This window comes from Micromonospora sp. BQ11, from assembly GCF_052068135.1.
Lineage (GTDB): Bacteria > Actinomycetota > Actinomycetes > Mycobacteriales > Micromonosporaceae > Micromonospora.
Window position 1 is genome coordinate 464,588 of sequence record NZ_JBQHDB010000002.1, and the last position, 26,180, is coordinate 490,767.

Annotated in this window: 28 protein-coding genes and 1 riboswitch; of the genes, 21 read left to right on the forward strand and 7 right to left on the reverse strand. The window is 73.5% G+C overall.

Going from position 1 to position 26,180, the window contains the following annotated elements:
* Positions 1–4: 4 nt before the first annotated feature.
* Complete coding sequence (locus ACTMSW_RS06145; protein ID WP_441179460.1) at positions 5–541, reverse strand: orotate phosphoribosyltransferase; 537 nt, start codon at positions 539–541, stop codon at positions 5–7.
* Here ACTMSW_RS06145 and ACTMSW_RS06150 point away from each other — a divergent pair.
* The 8 genes from ACTMSW_RS06150 to ACTMSW_RS06185 all read left to right on the forward strand — a co-directional run bounded on the left by ACTMSW_RS06150 (position 529) and on the right by ACTMSW_RS06185 (position 8,855).
* Entirely contained in the window at positions 529–1,896 is a 1,368-nt protein-coding gene (locus tag ACTMSW_RS06150) for a PucR family transcriptional regulator (protein ID WP_441179679.1), read from the forward strand. The two genes, ACTMSW_RS06145 and ACTMSW_RS06150, sit on opposite strands and share 13 nt — an antisense overlap.
* 78 nt (positions 1,897–1,974) lie before the next feature.
* Positions 1,975–3,144, forward strand: coding sequence for an acyltransferase domain-containing protein (locus ACTMSW_RS06155; RefSeq protein WP_441179461.1), 1,170 nt, complete (start codon positions 1,975–1,977; stop codon positions 3,142–3,144).
* Positions 3,145–3,196: 52 nt separating this feature from the next.
* Positions 3,197–4,141, forward strand: coding sequence for a beta-ketoacyl-ACP synthase III (locus ACTMSW_RS06160; protein WP_441179462.1), 945 nt, complete (start codon positions 3,197–3,199; stop codon positions 4,139–4,141).
* A gap of 73 nt (positions 4,142–4,214) precedes the next feature.
* Positions 4,215–4,454 (forward strand): acyl carrier protein, encoded by a 240-nt coding sequence (locus ACTMSW_RS06165; protein ID WP_088972559.1) that lies wholly within the window; start codon positions 4,215–4,217, stop codon positions 4,452–4,454.
* A 2-nt stretch (positions 4,455–4,456) separates the two neighbouring features.
* Positions 4,457–5,683, forward strand: coding sequence for a beta-ketoacyl-ACP synthase II (fabF, locus tag ACTMSW_RS06170; RefSeq protein ID WP_441179463.1), 1,227 nt, complete (start codon positions 4,457–4,459; stop codon positions 5,681–5,683).
* Between the two features lie 22 nt (positions 5,684–5,705).
* The gene (locus ACTMSW_RS06175; RefSeq protein WP_441179464.1) at positions 5,706–7,127 is read left to right on the forward strand and encodes an acyl-CoA carboxylase subunit beta; all 1,422 of its coding nucleotides are present in this window, start codon (positions 5,706–5,708) and stop codon (positions 7,125–7,127) included.
* A 129-nt stretch (positions 7,128–7,256) separates the two neighbouring features.
* A complete protein-coding gene (locus ACTMSW_RS06180; RefSeq protein ID WP_441179465.1) occupies positions 7,257–7,913 on the forward strand; it encodes a lipoprotein in 657 nt (218 codons plus the stop codon).
* A 54-nt stretch (positions 7,914–7,967) separates the two neighbouring features.
* Complete coding sequence (locus ACTMSW_RS06185) at positions 7,968–8,855, forward strand: helix-turn-helix domain-containing protein (protein ID WP_441179466.1); 888 nt, start codon at positions 7,968–7,970, stop codon at positions 8,853–8,855.
* A 20-nt stretch (positions 8,856–8,875) separates the two neighbouring features.
* On the opposite strand, the gene ACTMSW_RS06190 is transcribed toward ACTMSW_RS06185, so the two are convergent.
* Positions 8,876–10,612, reverse strand: coding sequence for a glycoside hydrolase family 3 protein (locus ACTMSW_RS06190; RefSeq protein WP_441179467.1), 1,737 nt, complete (start codon positions 10,610–10,612; stop codon positions 8,876–8,878).
* 96 nt (positions 10,613–10,708) lie between these two features.
* Entirely contained in the window at positions 10,709–11,200 is a 492-nt protein-coding gene (locus ACTMSW_RS06195) for a DUF3145 domain-containing protein (protein ID WP_396712592.1), read from the reverse strand.
* Between the two features lie 305 nt (positions 11,201–11,505).
* On the opposite strand from ACTMSW_RS06195, the gene ACTMSW_RS06200 reads away from it, so the two are divergent.
* A complete protein-coding gene (locus ACTMSW_RS06200; protein ID WP_357034143.1) occupies positions 11,506–11,835 on the forward strand; it encodes a hypothetical protein in 330 nt (109 codons plus the stop codon).
* A 313-nt stretch (positions 11,836–12,148) separates the two neighbouring features.
* Here the strand turns inward: ACTMSW_RS06200 and ACTMSW_RS06205 are convergent, their stop codons facing one another.
* Positions 12,149–12,736 (reverse strand): carbonic anhydrase, encoded by a 588-nt coding sequence (locus ACTMSW_RS06205; RefSeq protein ID WP_441179468.1) that lies wholly within the window; start codon positions 12,734–12,736, stop codon positions 12,149–12,151.
* A gap of 149 nt (positions 12,737–12,885) precedes the next feature.
* On the opposite strand from ACTMSW_RS06205, the gene ACTMSW_RS06210 reads away from it, so the two are divergent.
* The 5 genes from ACTMSW_RS06210 to ACTMSW_RS06230 all read left to right on the forward strand — a co-directional run bounded on the left by ACTMSW_RS06210 (position 12,886) and on the right by ACTMSW_RS06230 (position 19,175).
* A complete protein-coding gene (locus ACTMSW_RS06210; protein WP_441179469.1) occupies positions 12,886–13,911 on the forward strand; it encodes an alpha/beta fold hydrolase in 1,026 nt (341 codons plus the stop codon).
* 126 nt (positions 13,912–14,037) lie between these two features.
* Positions 14,038–16,155, forward strand: coding sequence for a HelD family protein (locus ACTMSW_RS06215; RefSeq protein WP_441179470.1), 2,118 nt, complete (start codon positions 14,038–14,040; stop codon positions 16,153–16,155).
* Positions 16,156–16,246: 91 nt separating this feature from the next.
* On the forward strand, positions 16,247–17,167 hold the full coding sequence (locus ACTMSW_RS06220; protein ID WP_441179471.1) for a cation diffusion facilitator family transporter: 921 nt from the start codon (positions 16,247–16,249) through the stop codon (positions 17,165–17,167).
* Positions 17,168–17,317: 150 nt separating this feature from the next.
* A riboswitch (cyclic di-AMP (ydaO/yuaA leader) is annotated at positions 17,318–17,449 on the forward strand.
* 4 nt (positions 17,450–17,453) lie between these two features.
* On the forward strand, positions 17,454–18,527 hold the full coding sequence (locus ACTMSW_RS06225; RefSeq protein WP_441179472.1) for a coiled-coil domain-containing protein: 1,074 nt from the start codon (positions 17,454–17,456) through the stop codon (positions 18,525–18,527).
* A 132-nt stretch (positions 18,528–18,659) separates the two neighbouring features.
* Positions 18,660–19,175, forward strand: a complete 516-nt coding sequence (locus ACTMSW_RS06230; RefSeq protein ID WP_441179473.1) for a DUF2269 domain-containing protein — start codon at positions 18,660–18,662, stop codon at positions 19,173–19,175.
* 28 nt (positions 19,176–19,203) lie between these two features.
* Here ACTMSW_RS06230 and ACTMSW_RS06235 read toward each other — a convergent pair whose 3' ends face one another.
* Positions 19,204–19,662 carry an SRPBCC family protein gene (locus ACTMSW_RS06235; RefSeq protein WP_441179474.1) on the reverse strand — a complete coding sequence of 153 codons (459 nt, stop codon included), beginning with the start codon at positions 19,660–19,662 and terminating at the stop codon, positions 19,204–19,206.
* 198 nt (positions 19,663–19,860) lie between these two features.
* Between ACTMSW_RS06235 and ACTMSW_RS06240 the strand changes: the two genes are divergently transcribed.
* Complete coding sequence (locus ACTMSW_RS06240) at positions 19,861–20,838, forward strand: 1-phosphofructokinase family hexose kinase (RefSeq protein ID WP_441179476.1); 978 nt, start codon at positions 19,861–19,863, stop codon at positions 20,836–20,838.
* Entirely contained in the window at positions 20,835–21,653 is an 819-nt protein-coding gene (surE, locus tag ACTMSW_RS06245; protein WP_441179477.1) for a 5'/3'-nucleotidase SurE, read from the forward strand. The genes ACTMSW_RS06240 and surE overlap by 4 nt, the downstream gene beginning before the upstream one ends.
* A 63-nt stretch (positions 21,654–21,716) precedes the next feature.
* Here the strand turns inward: surE and ACTMSW_RS06250 are convergent, their stop codons facing one another.
* Complete coding sequence (locus tag ACTMSW_RS06250) at positions 21,717–22,037, reverse strand: STAS domain-containing protein (protein WP_441179680.1); 321 nt, start codon at positions 22,035–22,037, stop codon at positions 21,717–21,719.
* 409 nt (positions 22,038–22,446) lie between these two features.
* Between ACTMSW_RS06250 and ACTMSW_RS06255 the strand changes: the two genes are divergently transcribed.
* From ACTMSW_RS06255 to ACTMSW_RS06270, 4 genes are all read left to right on the forward strand, one after another.
* Positions 22,447–22,593 (forward strand): hypothetical protein, encoded by a 147-nt coding sequence (locus ACTMSW_RS06255; protein WP_441179478.1) that lies wholly within the window; start codon positions 22,447–22,449, stop codon positions 22,591–22,593.
* Between the two features lie 119 nt (positions 22,594–22,712).
* Entirely contained in the window at positions 22,713–23,120 is a 408-nt protein-coding gene (locus tag ACTMSW_RS06260; protein ID WP_441179479.1) for a hypothetical protein, read from the forward strand.
* 170 nt (positions 23,121–23,290) lie between these two features.
* Positions 23,291–23,989: a BON domain-containing protein gene (locus tag ACTMSW_RS06265; RefSeq protein ID WP_441179480.1), complete on the forward strand. Its 699-nt coding sequence runs from the start codon at positions 23,291–23,293 to the stop codon at positions 23,987–23,989.
* 4 nt (positions 23,990–23,993) lie between these two features.
* A complete protein-coding gene (locus tag ACTMSW_RS06270) occupies positions 23,994–24,542 on the forward strand; it encodes a DsbA family protein (protein WP_441179481.1) in 549 nt (182 codons plus the stop codon).
* A 72-nt stretch (positions 24,543–24,614) separates the two neighbouring features.
* Here ACTMSW_RS06270 and ACTMSW_RS06275 read toward each other — a convergent pair whose 3' ends face one another.
* On the reverse strand, positions 24,615–25,073 hold the full coding sequence (locus tag ACTMSW_RS06275; RefSeq protein WP_441179482.1) for a MarR family winged helix-turn-helix transcriptional regulator: 459 nt from the start codon (positions 25,071–25,073) through the stop codon (positions 24,615–24,617).
* 118 nt (positions 25,074–25,191) lie between these two features.
* On the opposite strand from ACTMSW_RS06275, the gene ACTMSW_RS06280 reads away from it, so the two are divergent.
* Positions 25,192–26,100 (forward strand): NADP-dependent oxidoreductase, encoded by a 909-nt coding sequence (locus tag ACTMSW_RS06280; RefSeq protein ID WP_441179483.1) that lies wholly within the window; start codon positions 25,192–25,194, stop codon positions 26,098–26,100.
* Positions 26,101–26,180 lie beyond the last annotated feature (80 nt).

Here is a 26,180-nt window from a genome sequence, read left to right on the forward strand (position 1 = left end):
CCGTTCATTCCCGCTGGGCGTCGAGGTCCGCGCGGGTGAGCAGCGCGGTCAGCCGGATGTCGTGGGCAGCCAGGGCCTCGGTGCCGCCCTCGGACCGGTCGATGACGCAGAGCGCGTGGTCGATCCGGGCACCCAGCTCCCGCAGTTGACCGGTGGAGATGACGACCTGTCCGCCGGAGGTGACGACGTCCTCCACCACCAGCACCTGTCGGCCCGCCACCTCGGCGCCCTCGGCGAGCCGCGCCGTCCCGTACGCCTTGGCGGTCTTGCGGACGAAGGCGCAGGGCAGGCCGGTGTGCCGGCCCAGCGCGGTGACCACCGGGATCCCGCCCATCTCCAGCCCGGCCAGCACCTCGGTGCCCGGCGGGACGAGGGTCGCCATCCGTGCGGCGACCCGGTCCAGCAGGCGGGGATCGGCCTCGAAGCGGTACTTGTCGAAGTACTCGCCGGCCACCCGCCCCGACCGGAGCGTGAACGTGCCGGTCAGCCGGCAGGTGGCGTCGATCTCGCGGGCCAGGGAGGTCAGGTCTGCGTCCGTCACGAGTGATCATTGTGGCAGGCGGGCGGCGTACCTCGATCGGCGCATCCCCGGCGGGGTCCGGGATGCAGATGCAGGTCAGGCCATGTCAGGCTGTGGCGGTGAGCGCGCCGGGCGGTACCGAGCTGTCGGCCACGCTGCGCCGGATCGAGCGGGCGGCGGGGGCACTGGCCACCGCCAGCGTCGCCCGGATGGACGAGACGTTGCCCTGGTTCCGGTCGCTCCCGGCCGACCAGCGTGCCTGGGTCATGCTGGTCGCGCAGGCGGGTGCCCGCTCGCTGGTGCAGTGGCTGCGCTCCGGCGGCGGAACGGCCGACAGCACCCAGGAGGTCTCGGACGAGGTCTTCGCGACCGCACCGCAGGCTCTCGCCCGGTCGATCACCCTCCAGCAGACCGTCGCGCTGATCAAGGTCACCATCGACGTCGTCGAGGAGCAGGTCCCACGGCTGGCCGCGCCCGGCGAGGAACTGGCCCTGCGCGAGGCGGTGCTGCGGTTCTCCCGCGAGATCGCGTTCGCCGCCGCCCGGGTGTACGCCCGCGCCGCCGAGTCCCGCAGTTCGTGGGACGCGCGGTTGCAGGCGCTGCTGGTGGACGCGCTGCTGCGCGGCGACTCCGCCGACGTGCTGGCCAGCCGGGCCGCGGCCCTGGGCTGGGCGGACGATCCCCCGGTCGCGGTGGCGGTCGGCCGCTCACCGGGCGGGGAGGTCTCCGCCGTGCTGCACACCGTCTACCGGCTGGCCCGGCGGATCGGCGCCGAGGTGATCGGCGGGGTGCACGGGGACCGCCTGGTGGTCGTGCTCGGCGGCGCCGCCGACCCGGTCGCGGCGACCGGGAAGCTGCTGGCGGCGTTCGGTGACGGCCCGGTGGTGGTGGGTCCGGCCGTACCCAGCCTCGACGAGGCGACCGAGTCGGCGCGGGCGGCCCTCGCCGGATTCCGCGCCGCGCCCGCGTGGCCGACCGCGCCCCGACCGGTGCCCGCCGCCGACCTGCTCCCCGAGCGGGCGCTGGCCGGTGACGCGGAGGCCCGCCGCCGCCTGCGCCATGACGTGTACGCGACGCTGGTCCGCGCCGGCGGCGAACTGCTGGAGACGCTGGACGCCTTCTTCGCCGCCGGGGGCACCCTGGAGAGCGCGGCACGGGCGCTGTTCGTGCACCCCAACACGGTGCGGTACCGGTTGCGCCGGATCGCCGAGGTGACCGGGTTCTCTCCGCTCGCCGCGCGGGACGCGTACGCCCTCCAGGTGGCGCTGACCGTCGGCCGGCTCGACCCGGTGGTCCCGGTGGTCCCAACCCAGACAATGCCCCCACCGGTCAGGAAAACATCACAGACAGGTGACGACTCACACCGATCTTTGTAGGATTCCCACAAAGGTTCTAGTGCGGTTTGGTCGAGGGCCGCACAGCGCTACCCACAGGTATCCGGGAGAGTCATAGACGTGCTCGCCGTACTCTCCCCCGGCCAGGGTTCCCAGAAACCCGGCTTCCTGACACCCTGGCTCGACCTTCCCGGCGCCGAGGCCCGCCTGCGCTGGTGGTCCGCGCTCGCCGGGGTCGACCTGGTGCACCTCGGCACGGTCGCCGACGCCGACGAGATCAAGGACACCGCCCGCACCCAGCCGCTGCTGGTCGCGGCGGCGCTGCTCGCCGCCGAACACCTGCCGATGTACGACGTACCGCTCACCGCCGGCCACAGCGTCGGCGAGCTGGGTGCGGCGGCGCTCGCCGGGGTCCTGCCGGCCGAGGCGGCGATCACCCTGGCCGGCGTACGCGGCCGGGAGATGGCCGCCGCCTGCGCGCTGGAGCCGACCGGGATGGCCGCCGTGCTCGGCGGCGAGCCGGACGAGGTGCTCGCCGCGATCGAGACGCACGGGCTGTACCCGGCCAACCGCAACGGCGCCGGCCAGATCGTCGCCGCCGGCACCCTCGACGGGCTCGACAAGCTCGCCGCCGAGCCGCCGGCCCGGGCGCGGATCACCCGGCTGAAGGTGGCCGGCGCGTTCCACACCCCGTATATGGCTCCGGCCGAGGCGGCCCTGGCCGGGGTGGCCGCCGGGATCACCCCGACCGACCCCACCCGCATCCTGCTGTCGAACCTGGACGGGTCGGCGGTCAACCACGGCCGGGAGATGGTGCAGCGGCTGGTCCGTCAGGTCACCGCACCGGTCCGCTGGGACCTGTGCATGAAGACGCTGGCCGACCTCGGCGTGACCGGGGTGATCGAGCTGCCCCCGGCGGGCACGCTCGCCGGCCTGGTCAAGCGGGAGCTGAAGAGCACCGGGGTCCCGGAGATCGTCACCCTCAACACCCCGGACGACCTGCCCGCCGCCCGTGACCTGATCGCCCGGCACAACGGCCTGCGCGGCCACGAGCCGGTGATCCAGTTCCGGGTGGTCGTCTCCCCCGCCGCCGGCACCTTCGAGCCCGCCGCCGACCTCGCCGAGGGCGCCGACCTGCGTACCGGCCAGGTGATCGGGCACGTCGCCACCCGGCAGGGGCCGGTCGAGGTGACCGCGCACGACAGCGGGCTGCTCACCGAGTGGCTCGCCCACCACGACGACCCGGTCGCGCCGGGCCAGCCGCTCGCCCGCATCGGCGGTCAGGTGTGACCCCGACGACCGGACCGCGCGTCTCGCGGTCGCACACGGAAGGACAGCGCCGATGACCGGCAGCCGGATCGTCTCCCTGGGGCACTACCAGCCCTCCCGGGTGGTGACCAACGACGAGCTCGCCCAGTTGGTGGAGACCAACGACGAGTGGATCCGCGACCGGGTGGGCATCGCCACCCGCCGGATCGCCGACGGCGAGACGGTGGCCGACATGGCGGCGGCCGCCGCCGGCAAGGCGCTGGCGAACTCCGGCCTGTCCGCCGCCGACATCGACCTCGTCGTGGTGGCCACCTGCACGTCGGTGGACCGCAGCCCGAACGTGGCCTGCCGGGTCGCCGCGAAGCTCGGCATCACCGCGCCGGCCGCGTTCGACGTCAACACCGCGTGCTCCGGCTTCGCGTACGCACTGGGCACCGTCGACCATGCGATCCGGGCCGGCGCGGCGCGCAACGCCCTGGTCATCGGCGCGGAGAAGCTCTCCGAGTTCGTCGACTGGACCGACCGCTCGACGTGCATCATCTTCGGCGACGGCGCGGGCGCCGCGGTCGTCACCGCGACCGGCGACGGCGAGCCGGCCGGCGTCGGCCCGGTGGTGTGGGGCTCGGTGCCCGAGAAGGGTGACGCGGTCCGCATCGAGGGTTGGCGCCCGTACATCCAGCAGGAGGGCCAGGCGGTCTTCCGCTGGGCCACCACCGCGCTCGCCCCGCTGGCCCTGCAGGCCTGCGAGCGGGCCGGCGTGGCGCCGTCCGAGCTGGCCGCGTTCGTGCCGCACCAAGCCAACGCCCGCATCATCGACGGCATCGCCAAGCGGCTCGGCATCCCGGACGCGATCATCGCCAAGGACATCGTCGAGTCCGGCAACACCTCCGCGGCGAGCGTGCCGCTGGCCCTGTCCAAGCTGGTCGAGCGGCGGGAGGTGCCCTCGGGCGCCCCGGTGCTGCTCTTCGGCTTCGGCGGCGGCCTGACCTACGCCGGTCAGGTCGTCCGCTGTCCCTGAACCCGGCACGGTTCCCACCGTGCCGCACCGCCATCCGGCGGAAGAACAACCCCGATGAGAGGAACCAACCGTAATGACCCGTGACGAGATCACCGCCGGCCTCGCCGAGATCCTCGAAGAGGTTGCCGGGGTGAACCCGGACGACGTGGCCGAGGGGAAGTCCTTCACCGACGACCTGGACGTCGACTCGCTCTCCATGGTCGAGGTCGTGGTGGCCGCCGAGGAGAAGTTCGGCGTCAAGATCCCCGACAACGAGGTCCAGAACCTGAAGACCGTCGGGGACGCCGTCAGCTACATCGCGGCGCAGTCCTGACCATGGCTCGCACCGACGTCGTCGTCACCGGGCTCGGCGCGACCACCCCGCTGGGCGGGGACGTCGCGTCGACCTGGGACGCCATGCTCAACGGCCGCTCCGGGGTGAGTGCGCTCACCCAGGAGTGGGCCGAACAGCTGCCGGTCCGGATCGCCGCCCAGCTCGCGGTCGATCCGGCCGGCCTGCTGGACCGGGTGAAGCTGCGCCGGCTGGACCGTTCCGAGGCGATCGCGATCATCGCCGCACAGCAGGCCTGGGCGGACGCCGGCCTGGCCGACTCCGGACTGGACCCGGAGCGGCTCGGAGTCAGCGTCGGCTCGGGCATCGGCGGGGCTCTGACCCTGCTGGCCCAGGACGACATCCTGGAGGCGTCCGGGCCGCGGCGGGTCTCGCCGCACACCATTCCGATGCTCATGCCCAACGGTCCCGCCGCCTGGGTCGGGCTGGAACTGGGCGCCCAGGCGGGCGTCCACTCGGTGGCCAGTGCCTGCGCGACCGGCGCGGAGGCCATCGCGCTCGGCATGGACATGATCCGCGCCGGCCGGGCCGACGTGGTCGTGGCCGGTGGCACCGAGGCGGTCATCCACGCACTGCCGATCGCCGGCTTCTCGTCGATGCGGGCCATGTCGACCCGCAACGACGATCCGGAGCGGGCCTCCCGTCCCTGGGACAAGGGCCGCGACGGCTTCGTGCTGGGCGAGGGCGCCGGCATCCTGGTGCTGGAGCGGGCCGAGCACGCCGCCGCGCGCGGTGCCCGGGTGTACGCCCGGCTGGCCGGTGCCGGCCTCACCTCCGACGGCTACGACATCGTCCAGCCGCACCCGGAGGGCGCCGGCGCGATCCGGGCCATCGCCCGGGCCATCGCCGACGCGGACGTGGCGAAGTCCGACATCGTCCACGTCAACGCGCACGCCACGTCGACCCCGGTCGGCGACATCGCGGAGATCAAGGCGCTGCACCAGGCGCTCGGCGACCACCCGGTGCTGACCGCCACGAAGTCGATGTCCGGGCACCTGCTCGGCGCGGCCGGCGCGCTGGAGTCGATCGCCACCATCCTGGCGATCCGCGACGGCGTGGTGCCGCCGACGATCAACCTCGACGACCCGGACGACGGCCTCGACCTGGAGGTGGCCGCCAACAAGGCGCGCCACATGGACATCCCCGCCGCACTGAACAACTCGTTCGGCTTCGGCGGCCACAACGTGGCTCTCGTCTTCACGCGGGCCTGAGACCACTGCCTTGGAGGCGCTCGTGACCACCACCGCCGTCGGCGCGGAGACATCCACCGTCGACCACCGAGATCCGGAGCTGCGGCTCCGGGCCCTGTTCGACGCCGGCTCGCTGCGCCTGCTCGCTCCCCGGGACACGTCCGGGGTGATGTGGGCGCGGGGCGAGATCGAGGGCACGCCCGCGATCGCGTACGTCACCGACGCGACGAAGATGGGCGGCGCGATGGGCACCGAGGGGTGCCGGCACATCGTCGACGCGATCGACACCGCCGTCCGGGAGCGGGTGCCGGTGCTGGGTCTCTGGCACTCCGGCGGGGCCCGGCTGGCCGAGGGCGTGGTCGCGCTCGACGCGGTCGGTCAGGTCTTCGCCGCGATGGTCCGGGCCTCCGGCCGGGTGCCGCAGATCTCCGTGGTGCTCGGCCCGGCGGCCGGCGGCGCCGCGTACGGGCCGGCGCTGACCGACATCGTGATCATGAGCGGGGCCGGCCGGATCTTCGTCACCGGCCCCGAGGTCGTCCGCAGCGTCACCGGCGAGCAGGTCGACATGGAGCGCCTGGGCGGCCCCGAGCCGCACGGACGGCGCTCCGGCGTGGTGCACGTGACGTGCAAGGACGACGAGGCGGCGATGGTCGAGGCGCGCAAGCTCGCCGCGCTGCTCGGTCACCAGGGCCGGCTCTCCCCGGACGACGTGCCGGTGGGCGACGAGAACCACGACCTGGTTGCGAAGATGCCGGCCGAGACCAACCGGGCGTACGACGTGAAGCCGGTGGTCAAGGCCCTGCTCGACGCCCCCGGCGTGGAACTGCACGCCAAGTGGGCGCCGAACGTCGTCACCACGCTGGGCCGGTTCGCCGGTCGGACCGTCGGCGTCATCGCCAACAACCCGCTGCGCCTCGGCGGCTGTCTCGACGCGTCCAGCGCCGAGAAGGCCGCCCGGTTCGTGCGGATGTGCGACTCGCTCGGCGTTCCGCTGATCGTGCTGGTCGACGTGCCCGGCTACCTGCCCGGCCTGGGCCAGGAGTGGGACGGTGTGGTCCGGCGCGGCGCGAAGCTGCTGCACGCCTTCGCCGAGGCGGTGGTGCCGCGGGTGACGCTGGTGACCCGCAAGGCGTACGGCGGCGCGTACATCGCGATGAACTCGCGCTCCCTGGGCGCGACCGCCGTGTTCGCCTGGCCGAACGCGGAGGTCGCGGTGATGGGTGCCAGCGCAGCGGTGAACATCCTGCACCGCAAGAAGCTCGCCGCCGCACCGGCGGAGGAGCGCGAGACGCTGCGGGCGCACCTCATCGAGGAGCAGATCCGGGTGGCCGGCGGGGTCAACCGGGCGCTGGAGATCGGCGTGGTGGACGACGTGATCAAGCCGGCGGAGACCCGGCGCCGGATCGCCCAGGCCCTCGCCGCCGCACCGGCCGCCCGCGGCGCCCACGGCAACATCCCGCTGTAGCGGTGTAAGGAAGGGCCCCCTCTTAACGCCTCGTGCAGAGGAGGGGGCCCTTCTTAACGCCACTTGACGGTGACCTCCCCGGCCGGTTTGCTGTACCGGCTGTAGATCCACAACGGGGAGTGACACACCATGGCACGTCGTACCCGCGCCGCCCTGACGGCCGCGCTCGTCTGCACGCTGCTCGCCGGTTGTGGTGACGGTGGCGCATCGGGCGCGGCGGCGACGCCGACGCCGGCCGCCACCGGCGAGCCCTGGTACGACGAGATCACCGCCGCCGAGGGCGCCGGAGAGGCCGGCGGGGCCGGCACGCCCTGCCCGCTGCCGGTCACCTTCCCGGTGCCGAAGAGCTGGAAGCCCAAGCCGATCGAGGCGCCGGACGACGAGGTAGCCGCCGAGGTCTTCGAGGCACTCGCCCGCCGCGGCGGTACGACGGCGACGTGCGAGGTGGACGGGCGCCGCGCCGGCGGGGGCTTCCTGCGCGTGTGGATCGTCGACGCGCCGGCTGCCGAGCCCCGGGCGGCGTTGGAGGCGTTCGTCGCCGGGACCGAGGACACCGTGACCGACCGGCAGTTCCGCGAGGTGAAGGCCAACGGGGTCGACGCCGTCGAGGGGACCTGGGTGGAGACCAGCAAGCTGCTGGAGGAGGACGACCGCAACTGGGCGCTGGCGCTTCGGGCCGGCGACCGCACGCTGGTCCTCGCCACCGGTGAGGGCCTGCTGGCGGAGCGGACCGACGTGCTGCCCGCGTACCGGCTGGCGATGTCCGGGATGCGCCCCGCCGCCTGACCGTACGGCGGCAGGTTTGACCCTCCAGCCGCTGGAGGGTGCAGGCTGAACGGCGTGGACGACCGTACCGACCTGTTCACCATCGGGCAGCTCGCCCGCCGGACCGGCCTGACGGTCCGGACCATCCGCTTCTGGTCCGACCTGGACCTGCTGCCACCCACCACCCGCTCCGGCGGCGGCTACCGGCTCTACGACGCCGGTGCGGTCGCCCGCCTGGAACTGGTCCGGAGCCTGCGTGAGCTGGGCGTCGGGCTGGACGACGTCCGCCGGATCCTGGACCGGCAGAGCACCGTGGGTGACGTGGCGCGGGCGCACGTGCGCGCCCTGGACGCGGAGATCCGAACCCTCCGGCTGCGCCGGGCGGTGCTGCGGTCGGTCGCCCGACGTAGCGGCACGACCGAGGAGTTGAGAATCGTGAACGACCTGGCCCGCCTCTCCGCCCGCGAGCGGCAGCAGATCGTCGACGACTTCGTCGCGGAGGTGTTCGACGGGGTGGACGCCCACGCCGGCCTGGCACAGGCCATGCGGACGCTCCCCACCGACCTGCCCGACGATCCCACCGACGAGGAGGTGGACGCCTGGCTGGAACTGGCCGCCCTGGTCGGCGACCCCGACTTCCGCCGGCGCGTACGCGAGATGGCCGTGGCGGGGTCGGCCGACGTGCCACCGGAACCGCTGCCATCGGTGGAGCCGGCGCGCGCCGCACTGGCCGCCGGGGTCGCCCCCGACTCGGCGGAGGCCCGCGCGGTACTGGACGACATGGTCGACCCGGCCCTGTCCCCCGTGGAACGCCGGGCCCTCGCCGACCGGATCGCGACCTTCACCGACCGACGGGTGGAGCGGTACTGGCAGCTCGTCGGGGTGCTCAACCGGCAGCCCCCGTTCCCGTCCACCGTCCCGGCGGTGGAGTGGCTCGTCGCGGCGCTGCGCGCCGCGCGCTGACCTCCCGACGGGGTGGCGGTCTAGAGCCGGCAGGTCGTGGCGGGCAGGCCGGTCACCGCTACCGGGGACCGGCCGGTGGGGCGGAGCTTGCCGGCCAGCACCCCGGCGAGGCCGGTCATCGAGGCCCGGCTGGACGAGTACGTGGCCAGCAGCGTCGGCGACTTCGCCTCCGCCAGCACGTACGGGGTGTCCATGGCCACCGTCACGGCGGCGTCGGCGCGCAGGTCGGCGGCCTTGTCCCCGTACCCGACCAAGTGGACCACGGTGCCGCCACTCGGCACCACCCGGACCCCTGCCGCGGCGAGCGCCTCGCTCAGCGCCTTGCGGGTGTGGTCCCGGCCACCGGACGACGTGACGGTCACCGGCCCCGGGACCGCCGTGCCGCAGACGCCCCGCAGTACGGTCACCGCGGCGGCGGCCAGGTCCCCGGCCGCCTTCCGGTGGGCCGGCGCGTTGAGGGTCGACAGCTCCGGGGTGGGGCCGCCCGCCAGGCGGAACTTCATGGTCAGCACCCTGGTCGCCGCCTCGACCAGGCGGGGTCGCGGCAGCGAGCCGTCGCGAAGGGCGGCGAGCAGCCCGTCGTACGCCTGGCCGACGTGCGGTGGCATGAGGATCAGGTCGTTGCCGGCGGTCAGGGCGCGGACCGCCGCCTCGCCGGGCGACCAGCGCTTGGCCGGCGGCATGTTCATGCCGTCGGTGATCACCACGCCGGTGAAGCCGAGCTGTCCCCGGAGCACGTCGGTGAGGAGCTTGCGGGAGAAGGTGGCCGCCGTGCCCGGGTCGACCGAGCGGGCGTCGAGGTGGGCGGACATCACCGCCATGGCACCCGCGTCGATGCCAGCGGTGAACGGCGGCCACGCCCCGCGCTCCAGCACCGCGCGCGGCTGCCCGAGCACCGGCAGGTCCTTGTGGGAGTCGGCGGCGCTGTGCCCGTGTCCCGGGAAGTGCTTGACGGTGGCCGCGACGCCGGCGGCCTGGAGGCCCCGGACCGCGCCGGCGACCTGCGCGGCGGACCGCTTCGGGTCGGCACCGTACGACCGGGAGCCGATCACCGTGCTCCGGGTGGCCAGCACGTCGGCGACCGGGGCGAAGTCGAGGTTGATCCCCATCGCGGCCAGCTCGGTGCCGGCGGCGCGCCAGGCGGCCTCGGTCAACTCCGGCCGGCCGGCGGCGCCGGCGGCGAGGGCGCTGGGCAGCAGCGTGACGCCGTCGGTGATCCGGGTGACCACCCCGTGCTCCTGGTCGGTGCCGACGAGGAAGGGCGCCGCACCGGCGGGCAGCTTCCCGGCCGCCGCGCGCAGCCCGGTGGTCAGGGCGCGGACCTGCTCCGGGTTGTCGACGTTGGTCGTCTCCTGGTTGCCCTTGGTCGGGTCGTCGGCGCTGAAGCCGACCAGGATCAGGCCACCCAGCCGGTACTTGGCGATCATCTCGGCCGGCGTGTCGACACCGGCCAGCTTCTGGTTGCCGGCGGCGGAGCCGGGCGAGACCGTGGTGGCGGCGTCGCCGTAGGCGTACGGCATCAGCACCTGGCCGACCAGGTCCTCGTCGGCGAGGGTCGCGACCAGCGCGGCGGCGCGGGCGCCCGGGTCACCGGCCGGGACGCTCGCCGCGGGTGTCGGCGCGGCGGCCGTGGTGGTGGCGGTCGACGGGGTCGGACCGGGACGGTCCGCCGGACCGGAACAGCCGGAGGCCAGGAGCGCGGTCAGGGCGCCGAGCATGACGCCGGCCCGTCGCGGAGAAATCGACACGCGAGTCATCCCACCAGTTCGACGCTAATCGGGGCAACCCGACCCTACGCGGCCGGGCGGGACGACCGCCGCCCACGACCCGCCACGAGACGCCCCGAATGGAGGTCAACCGACCCGGGTGAGCAGGGTCACCGGGGCACCGTCGCCGGCGTACCGGTAGGGCTCCAGCTCCGCGTCCCAGGCCGTGCCGAGCGCCTTGTCCAGGGCGTGCGCCAGGGCCTCCGGGGCGCGCGCGGTCGCCATGATGCTGCGCAGCCGGTCCTCGCCGAGCTGGATGTCGCCGGCCGCGCCCACGGTGGCGCGGAACAGGCCACGACCGGGGACGTACATGAAGCGCTCACCGTCGGCGCCCGGGCTCGGCTCCTCGGTCACCTCGAAACGGATCATGGGCCACTGCCGGAGGGCAGCAGCCAGCTCGGCGCCCGTTCCCGGACGGCCGGTCCACCCGCACTCGGCCCGGCGGGCGCCGGGATCGACGGGTTGAGCCGTCCACTCGAGGTTGACCGGCGCGGCAAGGACGCGCGCGATCGCCCACTCGACGTGCGAGCACACGGCGAGCGGGGTCGAGTGGACGTATACGACGCCACGCGTTGGCACGGTGACCTCCCGGAGAGCGAGGTGCGTCTTCCCCTACGACCTCGTTCGCCCGAGCGGTTCTGGAACACATGATGACTGCTGTGACGGATGGTGCGCCAGGGAATCGGAAAATTCGCCACCGGAATAGCCGGACGGGTGACCGCCGTTGACCCCCCACGACGCGATGACCAGCCAGGCATCGAGGTCGTGTACAGTTCCATCGGCGGCCTGTGCCGCGCACATCTTCCGCGGGCTCACCTACCGGTGCCGTCCGCACAGCCCCCGGACGTTCCGCGTCCTCCCGTACGTCTGCAAGGAGTACCTCCGTGGCGAGCAACACCTCTAAGACCGCGCGCGCGTCAGTCCGGGCCGGCCAGGCTGGCCAGGGTGGCGCCCTCAGCGTGCTGGGCGAGTTCAAGTACGTGATTCCGCTCAACGGCGGCAAGCACGCCTACGTGCGGAACCTGACCAACGGCAAGACCGCGCACCTGCGCACCGACTCCGAGGCCTTCGTCGAGGAGATCCGGGTGCTGGCCGCGGCCGGTCACGCCGCCAAGATCCGGGCCGAGATCAACGCCCTCAACGCCACCCACCCGGGTGACGGCTGGGACGCCACCGAGAAGCGTCTCGTCGAGGCCGGCGTCTTCGAGGGCTGAACCCTCCCCCACGCGACATCCGAAACGCCCGCCGGGACCCGTCCCGGCGGGCGTTTTGCGTCCGCGCCCGCGCCGCCATGCTCGCGTTGCCGCCATGCTCGCGTTGCCGCCATGCTCGCGTTGCCGCCATGCTCGCGTTGCCGCCACCCTCGCGTTGCCGCCACCCTCGCGTTGCCGCCATGCTCGCGTTGCCGCCATGCTCGCGTTGCCGCCACCCTCGCGTTGCCGCCACCCTCGCGTTAAGAGGGGACCCTTCCTCTACCCCAGGCGTTAAGCGGGGGCCCTTCCTTTCATCTTCCCCTTCCTTTCACCTTCACCGCAGGAGGGTCACCTCGCCGGTGGTCAGGTCGTACAGGGCGCCGACGACGTCGACCCGGCCGGCCGCGACCGGCCCGGCCAGCAGGTCGTCGGCGCGCAGCGCGGCCACGGTCCGCAGCACGTGCCGCCGGATCGCCACCGGGTGGACCTCCGGGTCGTCGGGGCCCACCTCGACGACCGCCGGGCTGATCTCGTCGACCAGGTAGGCCAGGTCACCGCCGGGCCGTGGGCCGCCGCGCAGCGCGTCGACCGTCGCGGCGACCGCGCCGCAGCGCTCGTGGCCGAGCACCATCACCAGCGGTACCTCGAGCTGGCCCACCACGTACTCGATCGAACCCCGGACGGCCCGGTCCAGCACGTGCCCGCCGGTGCGGATGACGCAGATCGAGCCGAAGGTCTGGTCGAAGATCGCCTCCAGCGGCACCCGGCTGTCGATGCAGCCGAGCAGGACGGCGTACGGCTCCTGGTCGCCGGAGGCGGACGCCGCGGCGGCGGTCACGTCGTGCCCGTGGATGGGCTGCCCGCTGACGAACCGGCGGTTTCCGGCCAGGAGGTCGGCCAGCGCGGCCCGCGGCGTACGCATGCCTCTCAGCGTGACCGGTGCCGCCCCGTCGACGGGCCGGGTTGCGAATCTTCTCACCGGCACGGTTGGCGTGGTGTCATGACGGGTAGCCGGTGTTACCGCCGGGTATCCCCGGTGTTCGATTTCGCTCGGCCTGGGGGGAGGTGACGATGCCGGAGATCCGCGAGGTACGCCTTCCGGACGGCGTCCGCCTGCACGTCGAGGTGACCGGACCGGCGGACGCCGAGGTCACCGCCGTCCTGCTGCACGGCTGGACGCTGGACGGGCGGGCGTGGCACCGGCAGCTCGCGCGGCTGCGGGAGCAGTTCGCCGGTGCGGTGCGGGTGGTCACGTACGACGCGCGTGGCCACGGCCGGTCCAGCTGCATGGCACTGCCCACGGCGACGGTGGCCCAGCTCGGGGACGACCTGGCCGCGGTGCTCGACGCGGTGGCCGCCGACGGGCCGGTGGTGCTGGTGGGGCACTCGATGGGCGGCATGACGATCATGGAGTACGCCCACCGCCACCCCGAACACTTCGCCACCCGTACGGCCGGGCTGGTCTTCGTGTCCACGACCGCCGAGGGCCACACGCACACCGTCTACGGCCTGTCGCCCCGGATCGCGCGGTTGATCCGGCTGGCCGAGACCACCGGCGCCGGGGTCCTGGCCCGGTGCGGCGCGTGGCGTCCGCCCCGGCCGCTGCTGCGGGCGCTGCGCCCGAGCATCCGGTGGATGCTCTTCGGCGACCGCTGCGACCCGACCGACATCCGTCTGGTCACCTCCGCGGTGGCCCGCGCGTCGCTCCGCTCGATCGGCGGATTCCGGGCCTCGATCGGGACCCAGCACCGGCTGGAGACCCTGGCCCGGCTGGCCCACCTGCCGGCGGCGGCGCTGGTGGGCGACCGGGACCGGCTGACCCCGCCGCCGTGCGCCGAGTCGATCGCCGCCGCGCTGCCGGCGACCGAGCTGACGGTCTGCCCGGGCGCCGGGCACATGCTGATGATGGAGCGCCCCGACGAGGTGAACGAGGCGGTGACGGGCGTGCTGCGCCGGGTGCTGGACCGGCCGGCGGCGAACCGGGCCGCGTCCGGCTCCCCGGCGGTGGCCGCGGCGGCGGCCATGACCGCGGCGGGCACGGGGTCCGACGCCCCGCCGACCGGGGACCCGGCGTCGGCGGGGACCGCCGGGCAGTAGCGACCGGCACGTCCGCGCACCTCAGGCACGGCTCGTTGCGGCGGGGCCGTACCCTCGTGCGGTTGGTGTGGCGCGCGGCGGTGGTCGTGGCGGGCCGCCGCACACCGGCGTCAGGAGGAGCGAGCGTTGACCGACCAGACCGCGCTGGAGCAGGAGATCGCCGCCGAGCAGCGGCACCTCGACCGCGTGTACGCGCGGCTGGCGGAGCTACGTCGGTCGGCGGTCCGCGCCGAGCGGGAGGGGTACCGCCTGGCCCGGGTGGGGAACTTCGGCGCCCTGGTGGAGCGGGACGCGATGGTGTTCCACGCCGCACAGCGGCGGCACGTGCTGGACGCCGAGTACGAGGGTCTGGTCTTCGGCCGGCTCGACCTGCGTGACCGTCAGGTGCTGCACGTCGGGCGGCTGGGCATCCGGGACGAGGATGCGGCGACGCTGGTGGTCGACTGGCGGGCTCCGGCCGCCGCCGCCTTCTACCAGGCCACTCCGGCCGAGCCGCTGGGCGTGGTCCGGCGGCGCATGATCCAGTCGTCCGGCGAGCGGGTCACCCGCATCGAGGACGATTTGCTCGACCCGGAGGCCGCGCCGGCCGAGATGACGGTGGTCGGCGACGGTGCGCTGCTGGCGACCCTGTCGAAGGCGACCGGGCGCGGCATGCGCGACATCGTCGCGACGATCCAGCGGGAGCAGGACGAGGCGATCCGCTCCCCCGGCTCCGGTGTGACGATCGTCTCCGGCGGCCCCGGCACCGGCAAGACCGCGGTGGCCCTGCACCGCGCCGCGTACCTGCTCTACTCCGAGCGCAGCCGGTACGCCGGCGGCGGCATCCTGGTGGTCGGTCCGTCGACGGTCTTCGTGGAGTACATCGCCTCGGTGCTGCCGTCGCTGGGCGAGGACACCGCCACCCTGCACTCGCTCGGCACGCTGTTTCCGGGGATGCGGGCCACCCGCACCGACCCGCCGGAGGTGGCGGCGGTGAAGGGCTCGCTGCGGATGCGGCGGGTCCTGGAGCGGGCGGCCCGGGACGCGGTGCCGGACGGCCCGGCCGAGTTGCGGCTGCTGTACCGGGGTGAACTGCTCCGGCTGGACCGGCGGGAGCTGGACGGGATCCGGGAGCGGGTGCTGCACCGGGGTGCCCGTCGCAACGAGGTGCGCCGGGCCGGCTTCGACGGCGTGTTCGCGGCGCTGTGGGCGCAGGCCCGCCGGTTGGCCATCGGCCGGCTGCCCGAGCAGCGCGCCTTCGAGGGCGAGATCGCCGAGCGGCCCGAGTTCCGGGAGTTCCTGAAGGCGTGGTGGCCGCGCCTGCACCCTCGCCACGTGCTCGGCTGGCTGGCCCACCCGGACCGGCTGCGCCGGTACGCCGGTGGGATCCTCTCCGGTCGGGAGATCCGGTTGCTGGGCGACGCGTACCGGTCGCTGGGCACCGAGGGTCTGACGATCGCGGACATCGCCCTGCTGGACGAGCTGGACGAGCTGCTCGGCAAGCCGATGAAGCCGGCCCGCGCGAAGCGGGACCCGTTCCAGCTCGCCGGCGGGGTGCGCGAGCTGAGCACCTTCGCCGACCGGCAGCGGGCCGCCCGCGAGGCGGCCCGGCAACGGCCGGAGGACTACCGCGAGTACGCGCACGTCGTGGTCGACGAGTCGCAGGACGTGTCGCCGATGCAGTGGCGGATGATCGGCCGCCGGGGGCGGCTGGCGTCGTGGACGGTGGTCGGTGACCCGGCGCAGACCGCCTGGACCGGGGACCCGCAGGAGCTGGCCCGGGCGCGGGACCAGGCGCTGGGCCGGCGGCGCCGGCACCAGTTCACCCTCACCACCAACTACCGGAACTCGGCGGAGATCTTCGCGGTCGCGGCGGCGGAGATCCGCCGGCTCTACCCCGACCTGCCGCTGCCGACCGCGGTGCGGTCGACCGGGGTGGAACCGGTGCAGCTGGTGGTGCCGGCCTCGGAGCTGGAGACCACCGTCGTCGAGGCGGCCACCGCCCTGCTCGCGGAGGTGGAGGGCACCGTCGGTGTGATCACGCCGGTGCCGCGCCGCGACCAGGTCGCGGGCTGGCTGGGCGGCCTGGGAGTCCCGCGGCTTCAGGTGGTGACCAGCCTGGAGGCCAAGGGCATGGAGTACGACGGGGTCGTGCTGGTCGCGCCGGGCGAGATCCGGGCCGATCCGGGCTCGGGTGTACGGACCCTCTACGTCGCCCTGTCGCGGGCCACCCAGCGGCTGACCACCGTCGAACCGACGGGCTGACCCCGGACGTCCACCAGACCGACTTCAGTTGCACACATTGCGATGTGAGCATAGATTTGACGTGGGTCCGGACTGCGACGGAGGTTTCCGCGTGGGCGCAGGGCACGACCACCACCACGGTTCGGTCGCTAACGCCGCACACCGCCACCGAGGGCGGCTCTGGGCCGCTTTCGCGCTGCTCTTCGCGCTGATGGCGGTCGAGGCCGTGACGGCCCTCCGTACCGGCTCGCTGGCCCTGCTCAGCGACGCCGGGCACATGTTCACCGACGTGCTCGGCATCGGCATGGCCCTGGCCGCGATCACCGCCACCCGGCGGAGCACCTCCGACCCGCAGCGCACCTTCGGGCTGTACCGGCTGGAGGTGCTGGCCGCCCTGGCCAACGCCGTGCTGCTCTCCGGCGTGGCGGTCTACGTGGTGGTCGAGGCGGTACGCCGGTTCGGTGACCCTCCGGAGGTCTCCACCGGCCCGATGCTGGTGGTGGCCGTGCTCGGCCTGCTGGCGAACCTCGTCGCCTTCGGCCTGCTGCGCCCCGGCGCCAAGGAGAACATCAACCTCCAGGGGGCGTACCTGGAGGTCCTCGGCGACCTGCTGGGCTCGCTCGGGGTGATCGGGGCGGCCCTGCTGATCTCCGTCACCGACTGGTGGTGGGCCGATCCCCTGGTCGCGGTCGCGATCGGTGTGTTCATCCTGCCCCGCACGTGGCGGCTGGGGCGGTCCGCGCTGCGGATCCTGGTCCAGGCGGCCCCGGAGCACCTCCAGGTGACCGCCGTGCACGACCGACTGGCCGCCGTGCCCGGCGTCGCGGAGGTGCACGACCTCCACGTCTGGACTCTCACCTCGGGCATGGACGTGGCCTCGGCGCACCTCACCATGGCCCCGGACGCCGAGGTCGGCGCCGTGCTGACGGCGGCCCGGACGGCGCTGCGGGAGGACTTCCGCATCGACCACGCCACGTTGCAGATCGAGCCCGGCGCGACTCCCGGGACCTGCGGGACAGTCGAGTGGTGTTGAGCATCTCCTTAAATCAGAGTGTGTAAAGTGTGCTTATGCCGGTTTTGTCGGTAAGGGCGTGTGCACCATGCGTCACCACCGCTGCACGCGTCCCACCAGCACCGGTAGGCTCTGATCCGGCCTCCGCCAGGCGGCACCCACCGGTGCCGGCGGTGGCCGCCGCCTAATCGCCTGCCACGGCGAACCGGGGAACCATGTTCCTGGGGTGCATCCGCGTCAGCGGTAGGGATCTTCCGTCCCGAACCCGTCAGCTAACCCGGTCGGCGGCTGACGGAAGGACATCTGCATGCCCACACCCGTACGACGACGCGCCGCCCGGACGGCGGCCCTGATCGCCGCGACGCTCGCCGTCGCCCTCGGCGGCACACCGGTCCCCGCCGGCGCCGCCGCTGTCCCGACCACCGCTCTCGCCGCCCCCGGGCAGGACGAGGAGGGCGGCACCCCCGCTCTGCGAGCTCAGCTCGAAGCGGCCAGCAAGGGTTACCTCGACGCCAAACGGGCCCTGGACACCTCGGTCAAGCGGCAACAGCAGCTCGCCGTCGAGGTGAAGAGGACCGAGACCGAGTTGGCCGAGCGGAGCCGGCAGGTCGGGGAGATCGCCGGTCTCGCCTACCGCACCGGTCGCCTCGGCTCCGCTTCCGCCCTGCTGAACAGCAGCTCACCGGAGGGCTTCATGGACCGCGCCGCCGCGCTGGACCAGGTCGCCGCCAACGAGGACCGGGCGCTGCGCCAGCTCCAGGAGGCCCGCGACAAGGCCGCCCAGGCCAAGTTGGCCGTGGAGGTCGAGATCCGCGAGCAGACCAAGCAGACGACGGTGATGGCCAAGCGCAAGCAGCAGGCGGAGAAGGCCCTCACGGTGGCGAACGAGCGGGCGTCCGACCCACCGAGCAGCAGTGGCAGCGGCAGCGGCAGCCGCACCGCCAGCACGAGGGCAAAGCCGGCGCCGCGCAACTCCGACGGCTCCTGGCCGTCCGAGTCGTGCAGCGTGAACGACCCGACCCCGGCGAACGGCTGCATCACGCCACGCACCCTGCACGCGCTCAACCAGGCCAAGGCGGCCGGCTTCACCCGGTACGTCTCCTGTTACCGGCCCGGCGGGTCGGGTGAGCACCCGAAGGGCCGCGCCTGTGACTTCGCCGCGCAGAAAAGCGGCTTCGGCGGTGACGCCACCGGCGGGGACCGGACGTACGGCAACAACCTGGCGGCGTTCTTCGTCGACAACTCCGACCGGCTCGCCGTGCTCTACGTGATCTGGTACCGCCAGATCTGGCTGCCCAGCAGCGGGTGGAAGTCGTACAGCGGCGCCAACGGCGACCCGTCCAGCGACCACACCAACCACGTGCACCTGTCGGTCTACTGACCGGCACCCTCGGCCCCCGGTGGACGCCTCACGGCGGCTCACCGGGGGCCGTCGCGTACGTCGGCCGACGTACGCAGGGTGTCGTCGCCGGGCCCACGACGGGCCACCGCGGGACCGGCAGCATCTCCTGACATGACCCGACTCGCACCGCCGGCCCGCAAGGCCCTGCTCACGCTGCACGTGGTCAGCTCGGTCGGCTGGCTCGGCGCCGACCTGGTGCTGCTCACCCTCGGCGTCGCCGTGCTGCGCGGCGCCGACCCGGACACCGTCTACCCGGTCGCCGCGCTGGTCGCCACGCTGCTCTTCGCGCCGCTCGGCGTGCTCGTGTGGGTGATCGGTGTAACCAGCGCGCTGCTCACACCGTGGGGACTGCTGCGACACCGCTGGGTGGCGGTGAAGCTGGTGCTCACCACCGTCCTCGCCACGCTGGTGCTGCTGCTCCTCACGCCGAGACTGCGGCACGCCGGCGCGGTCGGTGCCGCCCTGCCGCACGCCGAACGGATCGACCTGGTCGTCGCCCCGGCGGTGTCCAGCACGCTGATGCTGGTGGCGACGGTGCTCTCGACGTACAAACCATGGGGTCGCCTGCGGCGCGCGGACCGCACCGGTGGGCGGCGGCCGGGGGCCGCGGCGCCGGCCGGCCGCTGACGACGGTCGTGGGCACCCGACGGGCCGGTCAGGTCGACGACGGGCCCGGGTCGAGGGCGGCGCCCAGCCGGCTGGCCAGGGCCAGGTGCGCGGCGCGCGCCTGCGCGAAGGCGTAGCCGAACAACGGCGCCGGAGCGGTGAGGACGATCTCCACGTCGATCCGCAGCACGCCGTCCGGCTCGGCCCGCAGCCGCGTGTGGTTGCGTACCGTCGTCGCGGGCCGCTGCCGGGCCACCGTGACCACCTCGTCCGGGTCGGCGACCAGGAGGTCGGCGCGGTAGGTGAGCGGGAGACGCAGGGGCCCGACGGCGAGCCGGTCGGTGATCGCGTAGCTGGCCAGGGCACCCGGCCGGGTCCGGACCTTGCGGACCCGGACGATCAGCGGATGCAGGTCGGCCTGTCGTCGCGGGTCGGCCAGCAGCGCCACGGCCTCGGCCGGCGTGCAGCGGGCCTGGACGGTGTAGGTGAAGGAATCACGCCTCGGCACGCCGTCTCCCACCGTCGTCTCGTCGCCCGATCCTCGCCCACGACGGCAGCGCTGGCAACGCTCCGCCCGCCACCCGCCGGACCACCGACGTTCGCCGGCCGTTCTGGCTACGGTCAGCTCGTGGGGAATCACGGAAGGCATCCAGGCTGCGGAGGGCGGGACCGATGAGCGGGTACGAGCGATGAGCGGGCACGAGCGATGAGCGGGCACGTGATGGTCTTCGCGCCGACACCCCGGCTGACGGTGACCGTCGACCAGCCCAGCGACAACCCGGAGCTGCACCTGCACCCCGGCGGGCAGGGCGTGTGGCAGGCCCGCATGATCATCTCACTCGGCGTGGACGTGGTCCTCTGCACCGCCCTCGGTGGCGAGATCGGTCAGGTGCTGGAGCCCCTGCTGGTCAGCGAGGGCGCCGACCTCAAGGTGGTGGTCCGCGAGACGGGCAGCGGCGGATACGTGCACGACCGCCGCGACGGCTCGCGGCGGGAGGTGGTGGACGTGCCCGGTCAGCCGTTGAGCCGGCACGAGCTGGACGAGCTCTACAACCTCGCGCTCGGCGAGGGTCTGCGCGCCCCGGTCAGCGTGCTCAGCGGACCGAACGAGCCGGGGCTGGTCCCCGCCGAGCTGTACCAGCGTTTCGCCGCCGACCTCGGCGCCAACGGCGGCCGGGTGGTGGTCGACCTGTCCGGCGAGCACCTGACCGCAGTCCTGGACAGCGGGGTCTTCTTCCTCAAGGTCAGCCACGAGGAGCTGATCGCCGACGGTCGGGCCGCCGGGGAGGACGAGGAGGAACTCGTCCGTGCGATCTACGACCTGCACGACACCGGTGCCCAGAACGTCGTGGTGAGCCGGGCCGACAAGCCCGCCCTGGCCCTGGTCGACGGTGAGGTCTTCGAGGTGCAGATGCCCCGGTTGCAGGCCGCCGACCCGCGCGGCGCGGGCGACTCGATGACCGCCGGGGTCGCCGCCGTCGTGGCCCGGGGCGGCGACGTCCGCACCGCGATCCGGACCGGCGCGGCGGCCGGGGCGTTGAACGTGACGCGGCACGGCCTCGGCACCGGGCGGCTCGACTCGATCACCGGACTCGTCGACCGGGTGCGTCTGACCCCGGCGGGCAGCCGGCCCCAGGAGCGGACCACGCCGGAGGAGCTGGCCGATCGGGCGGCCGACCGATGAGCCTCCGGGTGCTGGTCACCAACGACGACGGGATCGCCGCGCCGGGCATCCAGGCCCTCGCCCGCGCCGCCGTCGACCGGGGCCTGGACGTGGTGGTCGCCGCACCGCTGGAGGAGGCGAGCGGCACCAGCGCCGCGATGACCGCCGTCGAGCGCGACGGGCACGTGGTGGTCCGCGAGCACCCGCTGCCCGAGTTGGAGGGCGTGCCCGCGTACGGGGTGGGAGGCTCCCCCGGTTTCATCGCGCTCATCGCGGTGCACGGCGCGTTCGGACCGCCGCCGACGGTGGTCCTTTCCGGCATCAACCGCGGCGCGAACGCCGGCCGCGCGGTGCTGCACTCCGGCACCGTCGGCGCCGCGTTCACCGCCGCGGCGAACGGCTGCCGCGCATTGGCCGTCTCCCTGGACGTGCTCACCGCCGGCGAGGCCACGGCGGTCAGTGGTGGTGCCGCGGTGGCCGCCGCCGCCCGCGTACGCGACGCCGAACGGCACTGGTCCACCGCCGCCCGGGTCGCCCTGGACCTGCTGCCCCGGCTGACCGCCGGACCGGCCGGGAGCGTGCTGAACGTGAACTCCCCCGACCTTCCGCACGGGCGCCTGCGCGGCGTGCGTCGGGGCACCCTGGCCAGCTTCGGTCAGGTGCAGATGACGGTGGCCGAGGCCGGGCACGGCTTCGTGCGGACCTCGTTGGAGGAGCCGGGCGAGGCGGCCCAGGCCGGCACCGACGTGGCGCTGCTCGCCGCCGGGTACGCCTCGGTGACGGCGATCCGGGCGGTCGTCGAGGTCTCGGACGTCGACCTGACCGGCCTCGACTGACCGGCCGGGGTTGATCGACCTGGACCGCCCGGCCCCGCCGGCTCTGTCTGCTCCGCCGCGGCCTCAGGCGCCGGGTAGGACCTCGGGTGTCGGGGTGGCGGCGTAGTAGGGCTCGGGAGCCCCGAAGAGGCCCAGCAGGCCGGTCACCCAGAGCTGCCGGTGCACGAACCGGCTCGGCTCGGTGACGACGAGCTTGACGCCACTCACCTCAGCGGTCTGGAAACCGGCGACCATCGCGCTGATGCCGACGGAGTCGATGAAGGTGACGAGTCGCATGTTGAGCTCGATGCGGGTCGGACGGCCCTTCGCCAGTACCTCGGCGATCGCCTCGCGCACCTCGTACGCGGTGTCCACGTCGACCTCGCCACGCGGAGCGATCTCCATGACACCACCGGGCAGAACCGACTTCACCATCGACAGGCTCACGCGAGCACCTCCACTCGCCCGTCCCCCGGGCGCCTCATCAGTACGCGGGCCGCGACCGAGAGTATTCCTTCGACGGCCTCGGTCGCCACCCCTCGGGATGAGCAATTCTGCTGTTCGGGGGCAGAAAATCGCCCTTATCCGGACTTTTCATCTCATATTTACCTCATGCTCGTCCCTGCGGGACGGCGTCGCCGGACCAGGGTAACGGTCCTCCGCCAGGAACGCCCGCCATCACCACCCCGGGCGTGACCCACCCCATCGCACCCGCGCCGCCGCACCCGGCCGGCCCGGCGTGGTTCGTCCGGCGGGTTGCCCGCGGTGCCTACCATCGGCCGGAGGACGGCGACTGCGACGGAGAGGACGATCGATGATCAGGAGACTTGCCGCGCTGGCCGGGGTCGGCGCGCTGCTCGCCCTCGTACTGGCCTGTGGTTTCGGCGGCGGTGGCGACGGCGACGAGGACGACGACGAGGACTTCGCCCGGGGCGTGCCCGCGGTGGTCGTGCTCCGCTGACCCGCACCGGTTTGCGCCGAGAGCCCGCTGGGCATCAGCGGGACAGGCGAAGCGCAACGCCGGAGACGCCGGAGTCCGAAGTGGCCGCGGGGCTTCGGCACCCCGAGGAGGTAACCCCGATGTTCGGAAACAACCTGCTGGACCGCCGCAGCAAGCCCGAGCGGATCGCGGACCAGGCATGGCAGCACCTGCTCTCGGCGGTCGGCTCGGCGGGTGAGAGCGTGCGGGACACCGCCCGCTCGGCCCGTCGTGGTGGCTCCGGCCTGGCGGATGAGGCCGGTGACCTGGTCGGCTCCGCGGCCGACGAGGCGCGGCGTCGGGCCACACTGGCCTTCGACGCGCTGGCCGGCCGCCGGCCGGCGCTGCCGTGGACCCTGCTGATCGGCGCCGCCCTGGTCGGTGCCGCCGTCGGCTGGGCGGCGGGCACTGCCGCCCGGGCCGCCGGCAGCCGCGACGACCGCGCCGTCGACGACATCGAGTTCGTCGACGTCGACCGCCCCAACTCCCCCGTCAACCTGGACGGCTGAGCGAACGCGACACACGGGCCCCGGACGACCCCTCAGGTCGTCCGGGGCCCGTGCCGTGTCCACGCGCTCGGACGCTCACCCGTGCCGGGTGAGGAGAGGTCACCCGCACCGGCGGCAGGATCAGGAGGCGTGCGGCGCGTCCGGCGTCGGCATCGAGGAGGGAGTCACCGATGGCCATCGCGACGATCAGCCGTGTGGACCAGGAGATCCAGTCCACCGTCCTCGACGAGCTGACCTGGGAGCCCCGGGTCCGGCCGCACGAGATCGGCGTGACCGTCTCCGAGGGCGTGGTCAGCCTGACCGGCTGGGTGGACAGCTACGCGAAGAAGTGGGCCGCCGAGCGGGCGGCGCACCGCGTCGGCCGGGTCCGCGCGGTCGCCAACGACCTGACCGTACGGCTCGACGGCGGCGCCGAGCGCGCCGACCCGGACATCGCCGCCGCTGCCGCGCACGCGCTGGAGTGGGACGCCTTCGTGCCCGTCGGACAGGTCGACGTCACCGTCGCGCAGGGCTTCGTGACGCTGCACGGCGAGGTGGAGTGGGAGTACCAGCGCCAGGCCGCCGAACGCGCGGTCGGCCGGCTCACCGGCGTACGCGGGGTCGGCAACGGGATCAGCGTCCGCCCCGACATCCGGGCCGACGCGCACACCCTGACCGACCGCATCGTCGACGCTCTCGCCCGGAACCGGGCGACCGAGGCGGAACGGATCGACGTCCGGGTGCACGGGGACACGGTGGTGCTCAGCGGACTCGTGCACTCGATGCCGGAACGGGCCGAGGTGGAGCGGACGGTCTGGTCCGCGCCCGGTGTCCGGGAGGTGCAGAACCGCGTCGCCGTCGCCCCGGTGCTCGGCACGGGCGGGCGGTGAGGCGATGACCACCCCGCTTCAGGTCACCGCCCGACTCCGGGCCCCGGTGACCGAGGTCGACCACGTACGCGGGCCGGTGGACGCGCCGGTGACGATCGTCCAGTACGGCGACTTCCAGTGCCGGTTCTGCGGTGCCGCGTACCCGAACCTCGCGGAGCTGCTGCGGCAGCGGGCGGAGACGGTCCGGCTGGTCTACCGGCATTTCCCGATCGCCAACGTCCACCCGTACGCGGAGAGCGCCGCCGAGGCGACCGAGGCCGCGGACCGGCGCGGACGGTTCTGGGAGATGCACGACTGGCTGTTCGAGCACCAGGACCAGCTCGACCCGGTGCACCTGTCGCTCGGCATCGAGCAGCTCGGACTGCCCGCCGACGAGATCCGTGCCGAGATCGGGCGGCAGGAGTACGGCGACCGGGTGCGCCGCGACTTCGTCGGTGGCATCCGCAGCGGCGTCGATGCCACGCCGACCCTGTTCGTCAACGACGTCCGCCACGACGGCGGCCACGATCTCCCGGAGCTGCTGACCGCGGTCGACGCGAACGCCAACCCGTGACCCCGATCGACGATGTCACCGTGGGGCCCCGACCGGACCGGGGTGACAGTTTCACGTGCGCCTCAGGTCCTGTTAGGAGCGCAGATTCAGGGAGCGTGCGACCTCCGCCATGATTCCGGTGAGCTGCGCGGCCTGCTCCGCGGTCAGCCGGTCGAAGAGGTGCTCGCGCAGCACCGCCCGGTACCCCGGCGCCACCTCGGCGTACTTGCGTGATCCCGCCTCCGTCAGCGACGCGATGGTATAGCGGGCGTCTGCCGGATTGGGCTCGCGGACCAGCCAGCCCTCCTTCTCCAGCCGCGCCGCGATGCGGGACAGGTGCGAGGGGGTGACCCGAGACAGTTCGGCGAGCGAGCTCATGGTGTTCGTGCGGTCCCTGTGCTCCGTCAGGCACCAGAGGATCAGGAACTCGGAGAGGCTCACACCGTCCCGCTTGAGCCGGGTGTCCAGGGCAGCGGGTAGCCACAGGACCACGCTCAGCAGCGACTCCCACAGGTCCGCCTCAGCCGGTCCGAGTTCCCGATCCGCTGCCACGTGCGTGACCATAGCAGCACGTTGCTTTCCGCGGAAAGTGATCTCCCTAACGCTTGCCGCGGAAAGTAATTCGAGAGACGCTTGCCGCGGAAAGTAATCGATTCGGAGGAGAGTTGCCATGCGTGCTGTGCGCTACCACGACTACGGTCCGGCTGACGTGCTCGTCATCGAGGACGTCCCCGAGCCGCACGCCGGACCGGGAGAACTCCGCATCCGGGTCGCTGCGGCGAGCGTCAACCCGGTCGACTGGAAGCTTCGCTCCGGCGCGGCCCGGGCCGCCGGCTTCTCGGTCGACTTCCCGGCCATCACGGGCCGGGACGCCGCCGGGGTTGTCGACGAAATCGGTGCGGGTGTCACCGGCGTCACCGTGGGTGATCGCGTTTTCGGCCTCGGCGGGATCTTCGGGGCGACCGCGGAGTATGCGGTGCTGACCGCTTGGGCTCCCGTACCCGACGGGTGGACGCTGGAACAGGCCGCCGCAGCGGGGCTGGCCGTCGACACCGCAGGCCGAGGGCTCAACGCGCTCGGCGAGCTGTCCGGCCGAACCCTCCTGATCGAAGGCGCCGCCGGCGGAGTGGGCAGTGCCGCGGTGGCGTTGGCCGTGGCTCGCGGCGCTACCGTCATCGGCACGGCAAGCGAGGGCAAACACGGCTACCTGCGCGGTCTGGGTGCACTGCCCGTCACGTACGGCGAAGGGCTGGCCAGTCGCGTCCGCGAGCTCGCGCCCGGCGGGGTGGACGCCGTGCTCGACGCGGCGGGTTCCGGATCGCTTGCCGATCTCGTCGCCATCGCCGGCAGCGCGGACCGCGTCGTGACGATCGCCGACGCGACCGGCGCGGAGCAGCTCGGCGTGCGGCACCTGTACGCGGAGAACAACTCCGAGGTGCTCGCCGAGGGGGCGGCGCTCGGGGCTCGTGGCGGCTACACCCCGTACCTCGCGGCGACCTTCCCGATCGACAAGATCGCCGACGCGCACCGCGAAGCTGAACGCGGCCACACACAGGGAAAGATCGTCGTCACTCTCTAAGCCTCGATCCACCGACGCGGTTCGTGATCGCGCGGCGGTGACAGCCCCGCGGGTGGGGCGCCATATTCACCGAATTGGCG

Excerpts from the sequence above, each read along its gene's own strand:
- ACTMSW_RS06190 (WP_441179467.1), bottom strand. The coding sequence starts at position 10,612 with ATGACTCGCGTGTCGATTTCTCCGCGACGGGCCGGCGTCATGCTCGGC.
- ACTMSW_RS06265 (WP_441179480.1), top strand. The coding sequence starts at position 23,291 with ATGGCCATCGCGACGATCAGCCGTGTGGACCAGGAGATCCAGTCCACC.
- ACTMSW_RS06210 (WP_441179469.1), top strand. The coding sequence starts at position 12,886 with ATGCCGGAGATCCGCGAGGTACGCCTTCCGGACGGCGTCCGCCTGCAC.
- ACTMSW_RS06270 (WP_441179481.1), top strand. The coding sequence starts at position 23,994 with ATGACCACCCCGCTTCAGGTCACCGCCCGACTCCGGGCCCCGGTGACC.
- fabF (WP_441179463.1), top strand. The coding sequence starts at position 4,457 with ATGGCTCGCACCGACGTCGTCGTCACCGGGCTCGGCGCGACCACCCCG.
- ACTMSW_RS06280 (WP_441179483.1), top strand. The coding sequence starts at position 25,192 with ATGCGTGCTGTGCGCTACCACGACTACGGTCCGGCTGACGTGCTCGTC.
- ACTMSW_RS06180 (WP_441179465.1), top strand. The coding sequence starts at position 7,257 with ATGGCACGTCGTACCCGCGCCGCCCTGACGGCCGCGCTCGTCTGCACG.
- ACTMSW_RS06205 (WP_441179468.1), bottom strand. The coding sequence starts at position 12,736 with ATGCGTACGCCGCGGGCCGCGCTGGCCGACCTCCTGGCCGGAAACCGC.
- ACTMSW_RS06225 (WP_441179472.1), top strand. The coding sequence starts at position 17,454 with ATGCCCACACCCGTACGACGACGCGCCGCCCGGACGGCGGCCCTGATC.
- ACTMSW_RS06160 (WP_441179462.1), top strand. The coding sequence starts at position 3,197 with ATGACCGGCAGCCGGATCGTCTCCCTGGGGCACTACCAGCCCTCCCGG.
- surE (WP_441179477.1), top strand. The coding sequence starts at position 20,835 with ATGAGCCTCCGGGTGCTGGTCACCAACGACGACGGGATCGCCGCGCCG.
- ACTMSW_RS06240 (WP_441179476.1), top strand. The coding sequence starts at position 19,861 with ATGAGCGGGCACGTGATGGTCTTCGCGCCGACACCCCGGCTGACGGTG.
- ACTMSW_RS06260 (WP_441179479.1), top strand. The coding sequence starts at position 22,713 with ATGTTCGGAAACAACCTGCTGGACCGCCGCAGCAAGCCCGAGCGGATC.
- ACTMSW_RS06230 (WP_441179473.1), top strand. The coding sequence starts at position 18,660 with ATGACCCGACTCGCACCGCCGGCCCGCAAGGCCCTGCTCACGCTGCAC.
- ACTMSW_RS06255 (WP_441179478.1), top strand. The coding sequence starts at position 22,447 with ATGATCAGGAGACTTGCCGCGCTGGCCGGGGTCGGCGCGCTGCTCGCC.
- ACTMSW_RS06250 (WP_441179680.1), bottom strand. The coding sequence starts at position 22,037 with ATGGAGATCGCTCCGCGTGGCGAGGTCGACGTGGACACCGCGTACGAG.
- ACTMSW_RS06165 (WP_088972559.1), top strand. The coding sequence starts at position 4,215 with ATGACCCGTGACGAGATCACCGCCGGCCTCGCCGAGATCCTCGAAGAG.